The 15731-nt window shown below is 41.5% G+C and carries 14 protein-coding genes and 1 tRNA gene; 11 read left to right on the forward strand and 4 right to left on the reverse strand.

Annotated features, from left to right (window positions below):
* A partial coding sequence (locus tag GEZ85_RS08145) for an IS3 family transposase (RefSeq protein WP_138027530.1) occupies positions 1–84 on the forward strand: 84 nt, incomplete at its 5' end.
* A gap of 92 nt (positions 85–176) precedes the next feature.
* Here GEZ85_RS08145 and GEZ85_RS08150 read toward each other — a convergent pair.
* The 4 genes from GEZ85_RS08150 to GEZ85_RS08165 form a co-directional block, all read right to left on the reverse strand.
* Complete coding sequence (locus GEZ85_RS08150; protein ID WP_153210005.1) at positions 177–1259, reverse strand: M24 family metallopeptidase; 1083 nt, start codon at positions 1257–1259, stop codon at positions 177–179.
* 126 nt (positions 1260–1385) lie between these two features.
* Positions 1386–2168 (reverse strand): lipid II isoglutaminyl synthase subunit GatD, encoded by a 783-nt coding sequence (gene gatD / locus GEZ85_RS08155; RefSeq protein ID WP_153210006.1) that lies wholly within the window; start codon positions 2166–2168, stop codon positions 1386–1388.
* Entirely contained in the window at positions 2168–3511 is a 1344-nt protein-coding gene (gene murT, locus GEZ85_RS08160; protein WP_153210007.1) for a lipid II isoglutaminyl synthase subunit MurT, read from the reverse strand. The genes gatD and murT overlap by 1 nt, the downstream gene beginning before the upstream one ends.
* Before the next feature lie 203 nt (positions 3512–3714).
* A complete protein-coding gene (locus tag GEZ85_RS08165) occupies positions 3715–5031 on the reverse strand; it encodes an FAD-containing oxidoreductase (protein ID WP_033682109.1) in 1317 nt (438 codons plus the stop codon).
* A 328-nt stretch (positions 5032–5359) separates the two neighbouring features.
* Here GEZ85_RS08165 and cshA point away from each other — a divergent pair, with 328 nt between their 5' ends.
* From cshA to GEZ85_RS08215, 10 genes are all read left to right on the forward strand, one after another.
* Positions 5360–6934, forward strand: a complete 1575-nt coding sequence (cshA, locus tag GEZ85_RS08170) for a degradosome RNA helicase CshA (protein WP_322741447.1) — start codon at positions 5360–5362, stop codon at positions 6932–6934.
* A 254-nt stretch (positions 6935–7188) separates the two neighbouring features.
* Complete coding sequence (gene codY, locus GEZ85_RS08175) at positions 7189–7977, forward strand: GTP-sensing pleiotropic transcriptional regulator CodY (RefSeq protein ID WP_000940721.1); 789 nt, start codon at positions 7189–7191, stop codon at positions 7975–7977.
* The gene (locus tag GEZ85_RS08180) at positions 7977–8552 is read left to right on the forward strand and encodes a cysteine hydrolase family protein (protein WP_004255720.1); all 576 of its coding nucleotides are present in this window, start codon (positions 7977–7979) and stop codon (positions 8550–8552) included. Before codY ends, GEZ85_RS08180 begins: the two co-directional genes overlap by 1 nt.
* Positions 8553–8632: 80 nt before the next feature.
* A tRNA-Leu gene (locus GEZ85_RS08185) sits at positions 8633–8718 on the forward strand.
* A gap of 136 nt (positions 8719–8854) precedes the next feature.
* Positions 8855–10132 (forward strand): ABC transporter permease, encoded by a 1278-nt coding sequence (locus tag GEZ85_RS08190; protein WP_153210008.1) that lies wholly within the window; start codon positions 8855–8857, stop codon positions 10130–10132.
* Positions 10133–10250: 118 nt separating this feature from the next.
* The gene (gene vex2, locus GEZ85_RS08195) at positions 10251–10898 is read left to right on the forward strand and encodes an ABC transporter ATP-binding subunit Vex2 (protein WP_000173751.1); all 648 of its coding nucleotides are present in this window, start codon (positions 10251–10253) and stop codon (positions 10896–10898) included.
* Positions 10899–10953: 55 nt separating this feature from the next.
* Entirely contained in the window at positions 10954–12333 is a 1380-nt protein-coding gene (gene vex3, locus GEZ85_RS08200; RefSeq protein WP_000902998.1) for an ABC transporter permease subunit Vex3, read from the forward strand.
* A gap of 142 nt (positions 12334–12475) precedes the next feature.
* Entirely contained in the window at positions 12476–13132 is a 657-nt protein-coding gene (gene vncR / locus GEZ85_RS08205) for a response regulator transcription factor VncR (RefSeq protein ID WP_024057458.1), read from the forward strand.
* Complete coding sequence (gene vncS, locus GEZ85_RS08210) at positions 13129–14451, forward strand: sensor histidine kinase VncS (RefSeq protein WP_033684897.1); 1323 nt, start codon at positions 13129–13131, stop codon at positions 14449–14451. The genes vncR and vncS overlap by 4 nt, the downstream gene beginning before the upstream one ends.
* Before the next feature lie 146 nt (positions 14452–14597).
* Entirely contained in the window at positions 14598–15479 is an 882-nt protein-coding gene (locus tag GEZ85_RS08215; protein WP_001019006.1) for a class II fructose-bisphosphate aldolase, read from the forward strand.
* Positions 15480–15731: the final 252 nt, after the last annotated feature.

The raw sequence follows: 15731 nt of genomic DNA on the forward strand, positions 1-15731 counted from the left end.
ATCGATTACTACAACAACAAACGAATTAAGGTAAAACTAAAAGGACTTAGCCCTGTACAATACAGAACTAAATCCTTCGGATAAATTAATTGTCTAACTTTTTGGGGTCAGTACAATATCAGGTGTTGAAACCTTGATACTTATGCGTTTTATTGTAGGAAGTTTTTCGAAGAATATTAATCAAAATAAAGCAAGTCTTTGCTGGTGCTTGTAAAGAGGTCAAAGCCATCCTTGGTAACAACACCGCAGTCTTCGATACGGACACCGACTTTACCAGGGATATAGATACCTGGTTCAACAGAGAAGCACATGCCTTCTTCGATGACCATGTCGTTTCCTTCCATGATAGATGGGAATTCGTGGACATCCATACCGATACCGTGACCGAGACGGTGGTTGAAGTACTCACCGTAACCAGCTTTTTCGATGACCTCACGGGCAGCGCGATCCACTTCATGGGCAGTCACACCTGGTTTGATAAAGTCAAGAGCAGCTTGTTGGGCTTCAAGGGTCAAGTTGTAAATGTCTTTCTTGAATTGGTCAGGTTTGCCGACAGCGACCGTACGAGTCATATCAGATGCATAGCCGTTGACTAGAACACCGAGGTCAAAGAGGAGAAGAGCATCATTTTCAACCTTATTAGCTGCCGGAATGCCGTGTGGATTTGCAGCATTATCACCAGTCAAGACCATAGTATCAAAGCTCATTTCATAGCCTTCACGTTTCATGGCAAAGTCTATTTGAGCGATGATATCTGTCTCTGTCTTATCAAGAGAAATATTATCAAAACCAACCTTAACAGCCTTGTCCGCATAGAGACCTGCAACCATCATTTTTTGCACTTCGTCAGCTGATTTGATGAGGCGCATACGTTGGATACGAGGAGTGAGGTTTTCAAACTCAGCAGTTTCAAAGACTATTTTCAAGCCATGATATTTGGTCAAGATGAGATTGTCAAACTCAACAGCTACACGTTTGAAGTCAAGTTGTGGAAGAGCATGTTTCATTTTTTGCCATGGATTTTCAGAATCCACATAGCCCACAACTGGGAAGGAAACAGTGCTACTTGCACGTTCTACTTCAAGGGCTGGGACAAAGAGGAGGGGTTCCTGATCCGCTAGGACAAAAAGGAACATTTGGCGTTCATGGGGATCACTATAAAAGCCAGTGAGGTAATTGATTGTGACGGGGTCAGATACGACAGCGACGTCTAGTTTTTCTGATTCAAGATATGTTACGATTTGTTGTAATTTAGACATATGCTACCTTCTTTCTACCCCTCTATTTTGGCAAAAAAAGAGAGAAAATGCAAGGGAGAAGGGTAAAAGAAAAGACAAAAAAACTCCGACAAGATAACGGAGTTCTTTGATATAGTTTCACTTTGTTTAAGAAAAGTCAGCCTTGCTTTTGACGTCGCTGTATTCTTCAGCGATTTCTTGACTGAGGATGTCCTCATAGGCAGGGAGTTGGATGTCCTGACCATATTTCTTCTTGAGGGCAGTAGTGACTAGGCGATAAGCTAGATTGGCATTACGAGATAGGATAGGCCCGTGGAAGTAGGAACCAAAGACATTCTTATAATGAACCCCTTCGCCGATCTTTTCTTCGTTGTTTCCATTTCCATAGACAACCTGTCCCAGTGGTTTTTGATCATCTGAGAGGAAGGTACGGCCCTGATGATTCTCAAATCCATAGTAGGTTTCATTGAAATCTTCATTGTGAATCTTGATGTCACCGATAAAACGGTTATTGGTCTGGTTGAGGGTGTAGTGGCCCATGATACCTAGCCCTTCGATACGTCTCCCTGAAGCTTCAATATAATATTGACCCAATAGTTGGAAACCACCGCAGATAGCCAGAACCACACCGTCGTTTTGGATGTAGTTGTCAATGCTCTCTTTTTTAGCAGGTAGGTCGTCTGCAATGATACTCTGTTCAAAGTCTTGACCGCCACCGAAAAAGGCGATGTCATAGTGGTTTTCATCAAAGTCATCATGAAGTGAAACGATGTCAACCGTCACATGGGCTCCCAGCTTTTCAGCCACATACTTGAGCATGAGAATGTTTCCATTGTCCCCGTAGGTATTCATGAGATTTCCGTAGAGGTGGGCAATGTTGAGCTGATAGGGGTAATTGCCAGCTTTTGAGGAAAGTGAAGTATAAACCATTAGTTCATCTCCTTTCTAACAATCTGACGACTAGCCAGCAGTTCGCGGAATTCCAGCATAGCAGTATAGGTAGCCAGAATATAAGCATGCTTGCAGTCTTGGTTCTCAATGATCTTAAGAACTTGTTCCAGACTACTTGTTTCAGTAATTTTATCAGCTGGATAGCCAGTTACTCGTAGACGACGTGCGATTTCAGAATGGCGAACACCGCCAGCGTTGATTTCAGGGATGTCCATGTCAGTGATTTGTTCAAAATCAGCATCCCAGATCCAGCTGGTGTCAATTCCATCTGCATAGTTAGCGTTAAGGAGGACAGATAGGCTAAATGGATAAGGTGCTAGTTTGATCATTTCGATAGCTTGAGTTGCACCGACTGGATTTTTAATCAAGACGAGGGTGCATTCCTTGTCACCGATATGGAAGGTTTCTTGGCGTCCAAAGACAGTACGGCTCTTATCAAATCCTTGCTTGATGAGTTGTGAATCTGCACCAAGGAAACGGGCGATGGCAACCGCAGCTAGGGCGTTGTAGATATTGTAGAGACCACCGATTTGGATACCGTATTCTTGTCCGTCAATGACAAAGCGAGAGCGATTGTTGGTTAACTCAACCAAGTCTGTCAAGCGATAGTTTAAATCAGGACGTTTACATCCACAGCCTTCACAGATATAGGCACCCAAGTTTGCATAAGTATTATGCTCATATTTGAGGATTCCTTGGCATTCAGGACAGAGGATTCCTTCGGTATTATAATGAGCCAGCTGAGCTGGACCTTTCTCCAAGTCAAAACCAAAATACTGTACAGCATTTGGAATAGCTGGCTTGTAGAAAAGTGGACTGTCTCCATTAAGAAGAACAGTGGCAGTAGGCACTTTACGAATAGCATCCAAAATCATCTTGTAAGTTGTGTAAATCTCACCATAGCGGTCCATCTGGTCACGGAAAATATTAGTAATAACAAATAAGCTTGGCTGGATATAGTCACAGATACGAGATAGACTGGCCTCGTCGATTTCTAGGACGGCAATATTTTTCCCAGTTTTAGAAGACTTGGCTGTTAGGAAGGTTGTCGCAATCCCTGTAATCATGTTGGCACCGCTTGGGTTGGTAAGAACCTGACCATAAACCTCTTTTAAAATGCCGACAGTGAGGGCAGTTGTCAAGGTTTTTCCATTGGTTCCAGTGACCACGACAATCTCGTAGTTCTTAGCTAGGTTTTGTAAAATATCTTTATCAAATTGAAGGGCGACTTTTCCTGGGAGCGTACTTCCACGACCAAGACGGCTTAAAACGAAGTGGGAAGAACGCCCAGCTAGGAGGCCCAAAGTAGTTTTTAATTTCATGTTTCTATTATATCATAAAAGAGGGAAAAGACAGATTTGATACTCAATGAAAATCAAAGAGCAAACTAGGAAGCTAGCCGCAGGCTGTACTTGAGTACGGCAAGGTGAAGCTGACGTGGTTTGAAGAGATTTTCGAAGAGTATGAGATTTCGCAGAAATGAAAACAGCCCTCAGAGGGCTGTTCAATACGATTAAATCTCAACTTAAATCGCAAATAAGTCATTCAAGTTCTCAGCCAAGGTTGGGTGAGTGAAGATTTGTTTTGTAAAGTAAGTGTAAGGAATCTTGTTGTCCATAGCAACGGTGATGATGTTGATGATTTCTTGAGAACCTTCTGAGAAGATGCTTGCTCCAAGAATTTCTTTTGTTTCAGTATTAACCACAGCTTTGAAAGCTCCACGAAGGTCTCCATTTACGTGACCACGAGGCATTGCTGCAACAGGGATTTCCTTAACAGCGTATGGAAGTTTCAAATCAGCTGCTTGGCTTTCAGTCAAACCAACTTGTGAAAGTGCAGGTGTGATAAACATGGTGTTTGGTACATTGAGACGGTCTTCAAGTGTGTAGCTGCCATCTCCAGCAAGGTAGCTGTAGACAACACGGAAGTCATCAAGTGAAATGTAAGTAAATTGAAGTCCACCGTTGACATCTCCAACTGCAAAGACACCAGGAACGTTTGTTTGACAATGTTTATCTACTTTAATAGCACCACGTTCAGTTAGTTCAATATCTGTATTTTCAAGTTGAAGTGGTTCTACATTTGGTTTGCGTCCAGTTGCGTAAAGAAGGGCATCGAAACGGTAAGTTTCATTTTCAGTTACGACAAGGACTTGGTCACCGTCATTTTTAATTTCAGTAGTACGGATATTTTGAAGCAATTCAATACCGTCTTCTTCCATGTATTGTTTAGCAAGAGCTGCGATGGAAGGTTCTGCACGAGGTAGGAAAGTATCCAAGGCATCTAGGACTGTAACCTTGCTTCCAAGTTTGTTGTAAAGGCCTGCAAATTCAAGACCGATATTTCCACCACCAAGGACTCCAAGTTTTTCAGGTAATTTGTCCAAGTTTTGGATACCTGTTGAGTCAAAGACGTTTTTGCTTGTAGCCAGTCCAGGGATTGGCAAGACGTTTGAAACAGCACCAGTGTTGATGACGATTGTTTCAGCGGTCAGTTCTTTCTTTTCATCACCAGCTTGGATTTCGATGACTTTATTTGAAAGGAAGTGAGCTTCCGCATCAAAAATATCTACGCCTGTACCAGCAACAGTCGCATAGTTTTTACCGTTGAGGCGACCAGTGATAGTGTTTTTAGTAGCAATGACTTCTTCAAAAGACAAGTCTTTCTCAGCAGCAACCAGCAAAGTCTTAGTTGGGATACATCCGATGTTGATACAAGTTCCACCGTACATAGCTTTGCTACGTTCAACGAGGGCAACTTTTTTCCCAGCTGAAGCCAATTTACCAGCTAGTGTTTTACCAGCTTTACCAAATCCGATAACGATTAAATCATAAGTTAACATTTATCTTCCTCCTATTCGAATTTCATTCTAGCACAAGAAAAAAACTTTTGCACAATTCTGCTACGCTTTAAAAAAGTTTATGAAATAGTGGAAATTTCATCCTCACTTTCTCAGAAAAATCGTTTACATGACTTTATCGATGGATTGGGCTATCTTTTGCTTCTCTCTTGTGTTATACTAGATAGGTTGCAAAGAAAACAGTACTTTTCTTTTGTGGAAAAGAAGCAACACGATTTTATATCCAGTATATGAAAATACGTCATAAAAAGAAAAGTATAAACTAAGCCCTATAGGGTGGCTTCGCACCACCTTTAGAAAGAAGAATAACGTGAAATTTAATGAATTAAACTTGTCTGCTGATTTGCTAGCAGAGATTGAAAAAGCTGGTTTTGTAGAAGCCAGTCCGATCCAAGAACAAACCATTCCCTTGGCCCTTGAAGGCAAGGACGTTATCGGTCAAGCTCAGACTGGTACAGGAAAAACTGCAGCCTTTGGCTTGCCTACCCTTGAAAAAATCCGTACAGAAGAAGCGACTATCCAAGCCTTGGTCATCGCTCCAACTCGTGAACTCGCTGTCCAAAGTCAAGAAGAACTCTTCCGCTTTGGTCGTAGTAAGGGAGTCAAAGTCCGCTCAGTATATGGTGGATCAAGCATTGAAAAACAAATTAAGGCTCTTAAATCTGGTGCCCATATCGTGGTGGGAACACCTGGTCGCCTTTTGGACTTGATTAAACGCAAGGCCTTGAAATTACAAGATATTGAAACTCTTATCCTTGACGAAGCGGATGAAATGCTCAACATGGGCTTCCTTGAAGACATTGAAGCTATCATCTCCCGTGTTCCTGAAAGCCGTCAAACCTTACTTTTCTCAGCAACTATGCCAGATGCCATCAAACGTATCGGTGTTCAGTTTATGAAAGAACCTGAGCATGTGAAGATTGCGGCTAAGGAATTGACAACAGAATTGGTTGACCAATACTATATCCGAGTTAAAGAGCAAGAAAAATTTGATACCATGACTCGTCTCATGGATGTGGAACAACCAGAACTTGCTATCGTATTTGGTCGTACAAAACGTCGTGTAGATGAATTGACTCGTGGTCTTAAAATCCGTGGCTTCCGTGCTGAAGGAATTCATGGAGACCTAGACCAAAACAAACGTCTTCGTGTCCTTCGTGACTTTAAAAATGGCAATCTTGATGTTTTGGTTGCGACAGACGTTGCAGCGCGTGGCTTGGATATTTCAGGTGTGACCCATGTCTATAACTACGATATTCCACAAGATCCTGAAAGTTATGTTCACCGTATCGGTCGTACAGGTCGTGCTGGTAAGTCAGGTCAGTCTATTACTTTCGTTTCACCAAATGAAATGGGCTACCTCCAAATCATTGAAAACTTGACTAAGAAACGTATGAAAGGTCTCAAACCTGCAAGTGCAGAAGAAGCCTTCCAAGCAAAAAAACAGGTAGCTCTCAAGAAAATCGAACGTGATTTTGCAGATGAAACTATCCGTGGCAACTTTGAGAAATTTGGTAAGGATGCTCGTAAGCTAGCTGCCGAATTTACTCCAGAAGAATTGGCAATGTATATCTTGAGTCTGACTGTTCAAGACCCAGATAGTCTTCCTGAAGTGGAGATTGCACGTGAAAAACCACTGCCATTTAAACCATCAGGTAATGGCTTCGGTGGTAACGCTAAGGGAGGTCGTCGTGGAGATGACCGTCGTGATAATCGCCGAGGAGACAACCGTCGTGGTGGTCGCCGTGATGATTTCAAAAAAGGCAGTCGTGGAAATGATCGTTATGATAAGGAAAAACGTTACCGTAAGGATAATAAAAAACCACGTAACACTTCAAGCGAAAAGAAAACAGGCTTTGTTATTCGTAACAAGGGCGATAAATAAGAAAAAGCGGTTCAAAATGAATCGCTTTTTTATATAAGGAGACCGAATGGAAAAGAAAGATAAATAAATAGATATATTATCTTCTTGTGATATTATAATACACAAAAATAGGGAGCTTGTCAATAGAAAAGAAGCAATTTAATTAAAAATATTCTTGTTTTTTCAAATTGCAATTAAATAAGCAATTTTCAGATAATAATTGAAAATTCAAGCTGTTTATGTTATAATGATAGCGATTAAATTCGAGGTGAAAAATGGCACATTTATTAGAAAAAACTAGAAAAATTACTTCTATCCTGAAGCGCTCAGACGAGCAGTTGCAGGAAGAACTTCCCTACAATGCGATTACCCGTCAATTGGCTGATATTATTGACTGTAACGCCTGTATCGTTAATAGCAAGGGACGTCTCCTTGGCTATTTTATGCGTTACAAAACCAATACAGATCGTGTAGAGCAATTCTTCCAGACTAAAATTTTCCCGGATGATTACATTCAAGGTGCGAACATGATCTACGATACAGAAGCCAATCTGACAGTTGATCATGATTTAAGTATTTTCCCTGTGGAAAGTCGTGCCGACTTTCCTGATGGCTTGACGACTATTGCACCGATTCATGTGTCAGGGATTCGTTTAGGTTCTTTGATTATTTGGCGCAATGATAAGAAATTCGAAGATGAGGACTTGATCCTTGTTGAGATTGCCAGTACCGTTGTTGGGATTCAGCTTCTCAACTTCCAACGTGAAGAGGATGAGAAAAATATCCGTCGCCGTACTGCTGTTACCATGGCGGTCAATACCCTTTCTTATTCAGAACTCCGTGCTGTTTCAGCAATTTTAGGGGAGTTAAACGGAAATGAGGGACAGTTGACTGCGTCAGTGATTGCAGACCGTATCGGTATTACCCGTTCTGTGATCGTTAATGCTCTTCGTAAACTTGAGTCTGCTGGGATTATTGAAAGTCGCTCACTTGGAATGAAGGGAACCTACCTTAAGGTCTTGATTTCAGATATTTTTGAAGAAGTGAAGAAAAGAGATTACTAATGACTAAGGCTTTGATTTCGATTGATTATACAGAAGATTTTGTGGCTGATAGTGGAAAATTGACAGCAGGTGCTCCAGCTCAGGCAATTTCAGATGCCATTGGCAAGGTGACTCGGTTGGCTTTTGAAAGAGGAGATTACATCTTCTTTACCATCGATGCTCATGAAGAAAACGATTGTTTCCATCCAGAAAGTAAATTATTTCCTCCTCATAATTTGATTGGGACTAGTGGACGGAATTTATACGGAGATTTGGGAACCTTTTATCAAGAGCATGGTTCAGACAGTCGTGTCTTTTGGATGGATAAACGCCATTACTCAGCATTTTCAGGGACTGACCTGGATATCCGCTTGAGAGAGCGTAGAATTTCAACAGTTATCTTAACAGGAGTCTTGACGGATATCTGTGTCCTGCATACAGCTATAGATGCCTATAATCTAGGGTATGACATCGAGATTGTTAAACCAGCCGTTGCTTCCATCTGGCCTGAAAATCATCAATTTGCCCTAGGTCATTTCAAAAACACACTTGGAGCTAAGTTAGTAGATGAAAATCTAAATGAACTTTCTGAGTAATTTGGTTGATGAAATGAAAAAAATTGAAAAAAAGTGTTGACAAGCATCCCAAAAGTTGATATACTAGTAAAGTAATCGACGCGGGGATGGCGGAATTGGCAGACGCGCAGGACTAAGGATCCTGTGACCGCTTTAGGTCGTGAGGGTTCAAGTCCCTCTCTCCGCATAGGATAAGAGTTAGCTGAGGCTAGCTCTTTTTTTATCTAATTTACGTAGAGCAAAAAATTTTTGCTCTTTTTTTGGATTTCATAAACATTTCATATTTGGATTTTATAATAGTCTTACAAATATGGAGGTGACAAATGAATCCAATCCAAAGAGCTTGGGCTTATGTCAGTAGAAAACGACTGAGAAGTTTTATTTTATTTCTGATTTTATTGGTCCTATTGGCTGGAATTTCAGCCTGTTTGACTCTGATGAAGTCCAACAAAACAGTTGAAACCAATCTTTACAAATCACTCAACACATCTTTTTCTATTAAGAAGATAGAAAATGGTCAGACTTTTAAGTTGTCGGACTTATCATCCGTGAGCCAGATTAAGGGGCTGGAAAATGTCTCTCCTGAACTGGAGACGATTGCAAAACTAAAAGACAAGGAAGCGGTGAGTGGCGAGCAGAGCGTGGAGCGTGATGATTTATCAGCTGCAGACAAAAACTTGGTTAGCATAACGGCTCTTGAGGATTCATCTAAGGATGTGACCTTTACCAGCTCGGCTTTCAACTTAAAAGAAGGGCGACACCTTCAAAAAGGAGATTTCAAGAAAATCTTGATCCACGAAGAGTTGGCTAAGAAGAACGGTCTTTCGCTTCATGACAAGATTGGCTTGGATGCTGGACAGTCAGAATCTGGCAAAGGACAAACAGTGGAGTTTGAGATTGTAGGAATCTTTTCTGGTAAAAAACAGGAGAAATTCACAGGCTTGTCTTCTGATTTCAGTGAAAACCAGATCTTTACAGATTATGAGAGTAGCCAAAGCCTTTTGGGTAATAGTGAACCTCAAGTCAGTGCAGCTCGCTTCTATGTAGAAAATCCTAAGGAAATGGACGGACTCATGAAGCAGGTGGAAAACTTGGCCTTGGAAAATCAAGGGTATCAAGTTGAAAAGGAAAACAAGGCTTTTGAACAAATCAAAGACTCGGTTGCAACTTTCCAAACCTTTCTGACCATTTTTCTTTATGGGATGTTGATAGCAGGAGCAGGAGCCTTAATTCTTGTTTTGTCTCTCTGGTTGAGAGAACGGGTCTACGAAGTGGGGATTCTTCTGGCACTTGGAAAAGGCAAGAGTTCGATTTTCCTGCAGTTCTGTTTAGAGGTATTTTTGGTATCTCTCGGAGCTTTGCTTCCAGCATTTGCTACAGGAAACGCAATCACATCCTACCTACTCCAAACTCTACTAGCAAGTGGAGATCAGGCAAGCTTACAAAATACACTAGCCAAAACAAGTGGTCTATCAAGTAGTTTATTATCTTTTGCAGAGTCCTATGTCTTTCTGTTGTTGATTAGTTGCTTATCTGTAGCTCTTTGTTTCCTATTCTTATTTAGAAAATCGCCGAAAGAAATTTTATCATCTATTAGTTAATACTCTTCAAAAATCAAATTTAAACCGTGTCAGCTTCGCCTTGCCGTACTCAAGTACAGCCTGTGGCTAGCTTCCTAGTTTAATCTTTGATTTTCATTGAGTATAAGAAGGAGAAATCATGACTTTATTACAATTACAAGATGTTACCTACCGTTATAAGAACACTGCTGAAGCAGTCCTATATCAGATCAATTATAATTTTGAACCCGGGAAATTTTACAGTATTATTGGTGAGTCAGGAGCAGGAAAATCCACACTCTTGTCCCTACTTGCTGGTCTAGATAGTCCTGTTGAAGGTTCTATACTTTTCCAAGGAGAGGACATTCGTAAGAAGGGCTATTCTTACCATCGCATGCACCATATTTCCCTGGTCTTTCAAAATTATAACTTGATAGATTATCTTTCTCCACTGGAAAATATCCGCTTGGTCAACAAAAAGGCAAGTAAGGATACACTTCTTGAGCTTGGTTTGGATGAAAGTCAGATCAAGCGGAATGTTCTCCAGTTATCAGGGGGTCAACAGCAACGTGTTGCCATTGCTCGCAGTTTGGTCTCAGAAGCTCCAGTCATTCTTGCTGATGAACCAACGGGAAATCTGGACCCTAAAACTGCTGGAGATATTGTCGAACTGCTCAAATCACTTGCCCAGAAAACAGGTAAATGTGTCATCGTCGTAACTCACAGCAAAGAAGTGGCACAAGCGTCAGATATTACACTTGAGTTGAAGGATAAGAAACTGACTGAAACTCGCAATACGACGAAATAATATGAGCTTTTTCTGTTAGAACTATAAAATAGAACAAAATCTAGAAAGGGAATCTATGTTACACAACGCATTTGCTTATGTTACAAGGAAGTTTTTCAAATCGATTGTCATCTTCCTGATTATTCTCCTCATGGCGAGCTTGAGTTTGGTTGGCTTGTCGATCAAGGGAGCTACTGCCAAGGCTTCTCAGGAGACCTTTAAAAATATCACCAACAGCTTCTCCATGCAAATCAATCGTCGCGTCAATCAAGGAACGCCACGTGGTGCTGGGAATATCAAGGGTGAAGATATCAAAAAAATCACCGAAAACAAGGCCATTGAGTCTTATGTGAAACGCATCAACGCTATCGGAGATTTGACTGGCTATGAACTCATCGAAACGCCAGAAACCAAGAAAAATCTGACACCTGACCGTGCCAAACATTTTGGAAGTAGCTTGATGATTACAGGTGTCAATGACTCCTCTAAAGAAGACAAGTTTGTCTCTGGTTCTTATAAGCTGGTCGAAGGTGAGCACTTAACAAACGACGACAAGGACAAGATCCTCCTGCACAAGGACTTGGCAGCCAAACACGGCTGGAAAGTAGGGGACAAGGTCAAATTGGACTCTAATGTCTATGATGCAGACAATGAAAAAGGTGCCAAGGAAACAGTCGAAGTGACAATCAAGGGACTCTTTGATGGTCATAATAAGTCAGCAGTAACCTACTCACAAGAACTCTATGAAAATACAGCTATCACAGACATTCACACTGCTGCAAAACTTTATGGTTACACAGAAGACACAGCTATTTATGGGGACGCAACCTTCTTTGTAACAGCGGACAAGAACTTGGATGATGTTATGAAAGAGTTGAATGGTATCAGTGGCATCAACTGGAAGAGCTATACACTCGTTAAGAGCTCATCTAACTACCCAGCTCTTGAGCAATCCATTTCTGGTATGTACAAGATGGCTAATCTCCTCTTCTGGGGTAGCTTGAGTTTCTCAGTTCTTCTCCTTGCCCTCTTGCTCAGCCTTTGGATTAACGCCCGTCGCAAGGAGGTGGGAATCCTCCTCTCTATCGGTCTCAAGCAGGCAAGTATCTTGGGTCAATTCATCACTGAATCCATCTTGATTGCCATCCCTGCTCTTGTTTCTGCTTACTTCTTAGCTACTTACACAGCGCGTGCAATCGGAAATACTGTTCTTGCCAATGTCACTTCAGGTGTTGCCAAGCAAGCCAGCAAGGCTGCTCAAGCCTCTAACCTTGGTGGTGGTGCAGAGGTAGATGGCTTTAGCAAGACCTTGTCGAGCCTAGATATTTCTATTCAGACATCAGATTTTATCATCGTCTTTGTCCTTGCCTTGGTTCTAGTGGTTCTCGTTATGGCGCTTGCTTCAAGCAATCTCCTAAGAAAACAACCAAAAGAGCTCTTGCTGGATAGTGAATAACAAACTTGCTACCTATTCTCCCCTAAATGGGGTATAATATAGGTAGCATTTTTATCTATTTTATCTTGATAAGGCCTCTTTCTGTCGGGATGAACTTGAGATGATTTATAAGAAATTTAAAGGAATGTGAAACGTTTTTTCTATGAAAATTTTAATTGTAGAAGATGAAGAGATGATCCGTGAGGGAGTCAGTGACTATTTGACGGATTGCGGTTATGAAACCATTGAGGCAGCAGACGGTCAAGAAGCCTTAGAAAAATTTTCCAGCTATGAAATAGCCTTGGTTTTACTGGATATCCAGATGCCCAAGCTCAATGGCCTAGAAGTCCTAGCGGAGATTCGTAAAACCAGCCAAGTCCCTGTCTTGATGCTGACCGCCTTTCAGGATGAGGAATACAAGCTGAGCGCCTTTGCCTCTCTGGCAGATGGCTATCTGGAAAAGCCCTTCTCCCTCTCCCTCTTAAAAGTGAGGGTAGACGCGATTTTTAAGCGCTACTACGATACAGGACGAGTCTTCTCCTATAAGGATACCAAGGTGGACTTTGAGAGCTACAGTGCCAGCCTAGCAGGTCAAGAAGTGGCTGTTAATGCTAAAGAGTTGGAAATTTTGGACTATCTGGTGAAAAATGAAGGACGGGCTTTGACCCGATCTCAGATAATTGATGCCGTATGGAAAGCGACAGATGAGGTTCCCTTTGACCGTGTCATTGATGTTTATATCAAGGAGCTGCGGAAAAAGCTAGACTTGGATTGCATCCTCACTGTGCGCAATGTTGGTTATAAATTGGAGCGAAAATGAAACGAACAGGTTTATTTACAAAGATATTTATCTATACCTTCTCGATATTTAGTGTTCTGGTTATCTGCCTTCATTTGGCTATTTATTTTCTATTTCCCTCGACTTATCTGAGCCATCATCAGGAAACCATTGGTCAGAAAGCGACAGCCATTGCCCAGTCCCTAGAAGGTAAGGATAGGCAGAGCATCGAGCAAGTCTTAGACTTGTATTCTCAGACTAGTGATATCAAGGGGACCGTCAAGGGCGAGATGACCGAGGACAAGTTAGAAGTAAAGGACAGCCTTCCTCTGGATACAGATCGCCAGACAACCTCTCTTTTTATCGAGGAGCGCGAGGTGAAAACGCAGGACGGTGGTACCATGACTCTCCAGTTTTTAGCGTCCATGGATTTGCAAAAGGAAGCAGAGCAAATCAGTCTCCAGTTTCTTCCCTATACCTTGCTGGCATCCTTTCTGATTTCCCTTTTGGTAGCCTATATCTATGCTCGGACCATTGTTGCCCCGATTTTGGAAATCAAGCGAGTAACTCGTAGAATGATGGAACTGGATGCCCAAGTGCGATTGCGTGTGGATTCCAAGGATGAGATTGGTGATCTCAAGGAACAAATCAATAGCCTCTACCAGCATCTTTTGACTGTCATTGCGGACTTGCATGACAAGAATGAAGCTATTCTCCAGCTTGAAAAGATGAAGGTCGAATTCCTACGAGGGGCTTCTCATGAATTGAAAACACCACTGGCTAGTTTGAAAATCTTGATCGAAAACATGAAAGAAAATGTTGGTCGTTATAAGGATAGAGACCACTATCTGGGAGTTGCCTTAGGGATTGTGGATGAACTCAATCACCATGTTCTGCAGATACTTTCCCTCTCGTCTGTGCAGGAATTGAGAGATGATAGGGAACAAATTGACCTATACCAGATGACGCAAAGTCTAGTTAAGGATTATGCTTTACTAGCCAAGGAAAGAGAACTCCAGATAGACAATAGTTTAACCCATCAGCAGGCTTATCTAAACCCATCAGTTATGAAGTTGATTCTTTCTAACCTTATCAGCAATGCTATCAAGTACTCTGTTCTAGGTGGTTTGGTTCGTATTGGAGAGAGAGAAGGAGAACTCTTTATCGAGAATAGCTGTAGTCCTGAAGAACAAGAAAAACTGGCCCAGTCTTTTTCTAGTAATGCTAGTCGCAAGGCCAAAGGGTCTGGGATGGGGCTCTTTGTGGTCAAGAGTCTATTGGAACATGAAAAATTAGCTTATCGTTTCGAGATGGAGGATAATCGTTTAACCTTCTTCATAGCTTTTCCAAAAGTCACCTAAGACTAGGGAGAGAAAGGGCTTACATAGATGAAGCTAGAAGAAATTCAATCGAAACTGCGGGAAAAACTAGATTTTTTTGTCAAAAAGTGATAAAATGAACAATGTAAATGGGATGACCCATAAAAATATACAGGAGGCCTGATAAAATGGCAATCGTTTCAGCAGAAAAATTTGTCCAAGCAGCTCGTGACAACGGTTATGCAGTTGGTGGATTTAACACAAACAACCTTGAGTGGACTCAAGCTATCTTGCGTGCAGCAGAAGCTAAAAAAGCTCCAGTTTTGATCCAAACTTCAATGGGTGCTGCTAAATACATGGGTGGTTACAAAGTTGCTCGCAACTTGATCGCTAACCTTGTTGAATCAATGGGTATCACTGTACCAGTAGCTATCCACCTTGACCACGGTCACTACGAAGATGCACTAGAGTGTATCCGAGTTGGTTATACTTCAGTTATGTTTGATGGTTCACACCTTCCAGTTGAAGAAAACCTTGAAAAAGCTCGTAAAGTTGTAGAATTTGCTCATGCAAATGGTGTATCAGTAGAAGCTGAAGTTGGTACTATCGGTGGTGAAGAAGACGGAATCATCGGTGATGGTGAATTGGCTCCAATCGAAGATGCTAAAGCAATGGTTGAAACTGGTATCGACTTCTTGGCAGCTGGTATCGGTAACATCCACGGTCCTTACCCAGAAAACTGGAAAGGTCTTCACCTTGATCACTTGCAAAAATTGACTGAAGCTGTTCCAGGATTCCCAATCGTATTGCACGGTGGATCAGGTATTCCTGATGAGCAAATCCAAGCAGCTATCAAACTTGGTGTTGCGAAAGTTAACGTTAACACTGAATGCCAAATTGCATTCGCTAACGCAACTCGTAAATTTGCTCGTGACTACGAAGCAAACGAAGCAGAATACGACAAGAAAAAACTCTTCGACCCACGTAAATTCTTGGCTGACGGTGTAAAAGCTATCCAAGCATCAGTTGAAGAACGTATCGACGTATTCGGTTCAGAAGGTAAAGCATAACCTAGCTGAATAATATATACAGAACCTGCCCATTGGGTGGGTTTTTTGGTGTGAATATATTGTAGAAGAACCAATATTAAGTTGCTAAAAGGTTCTATTTTTTGTACAATAATGCTATGAAAAAAGGCTCTTTGTCAACTGTAGTGGGTTGAAGAAAAGCTAAGCTCGAGAAAGGACAAAATTTGCCCTTTCTTTTTTGATGTTCAGAGCAATAAAAATCCTTTTTTTGAAGTTTTCAAAGTTTCGAAATCC

The sequence above is a fragment of the Streptococcus mitis genome (assembly GCF_009496205.1).
In the GTDB taxonomy this organism is placed as follows: domain Bacteria; phylum Bacillota; class Bacilli; order Lactobacillales; family Streptococcaceae; genus Streptococcus; species Streptococcus mitis_BN.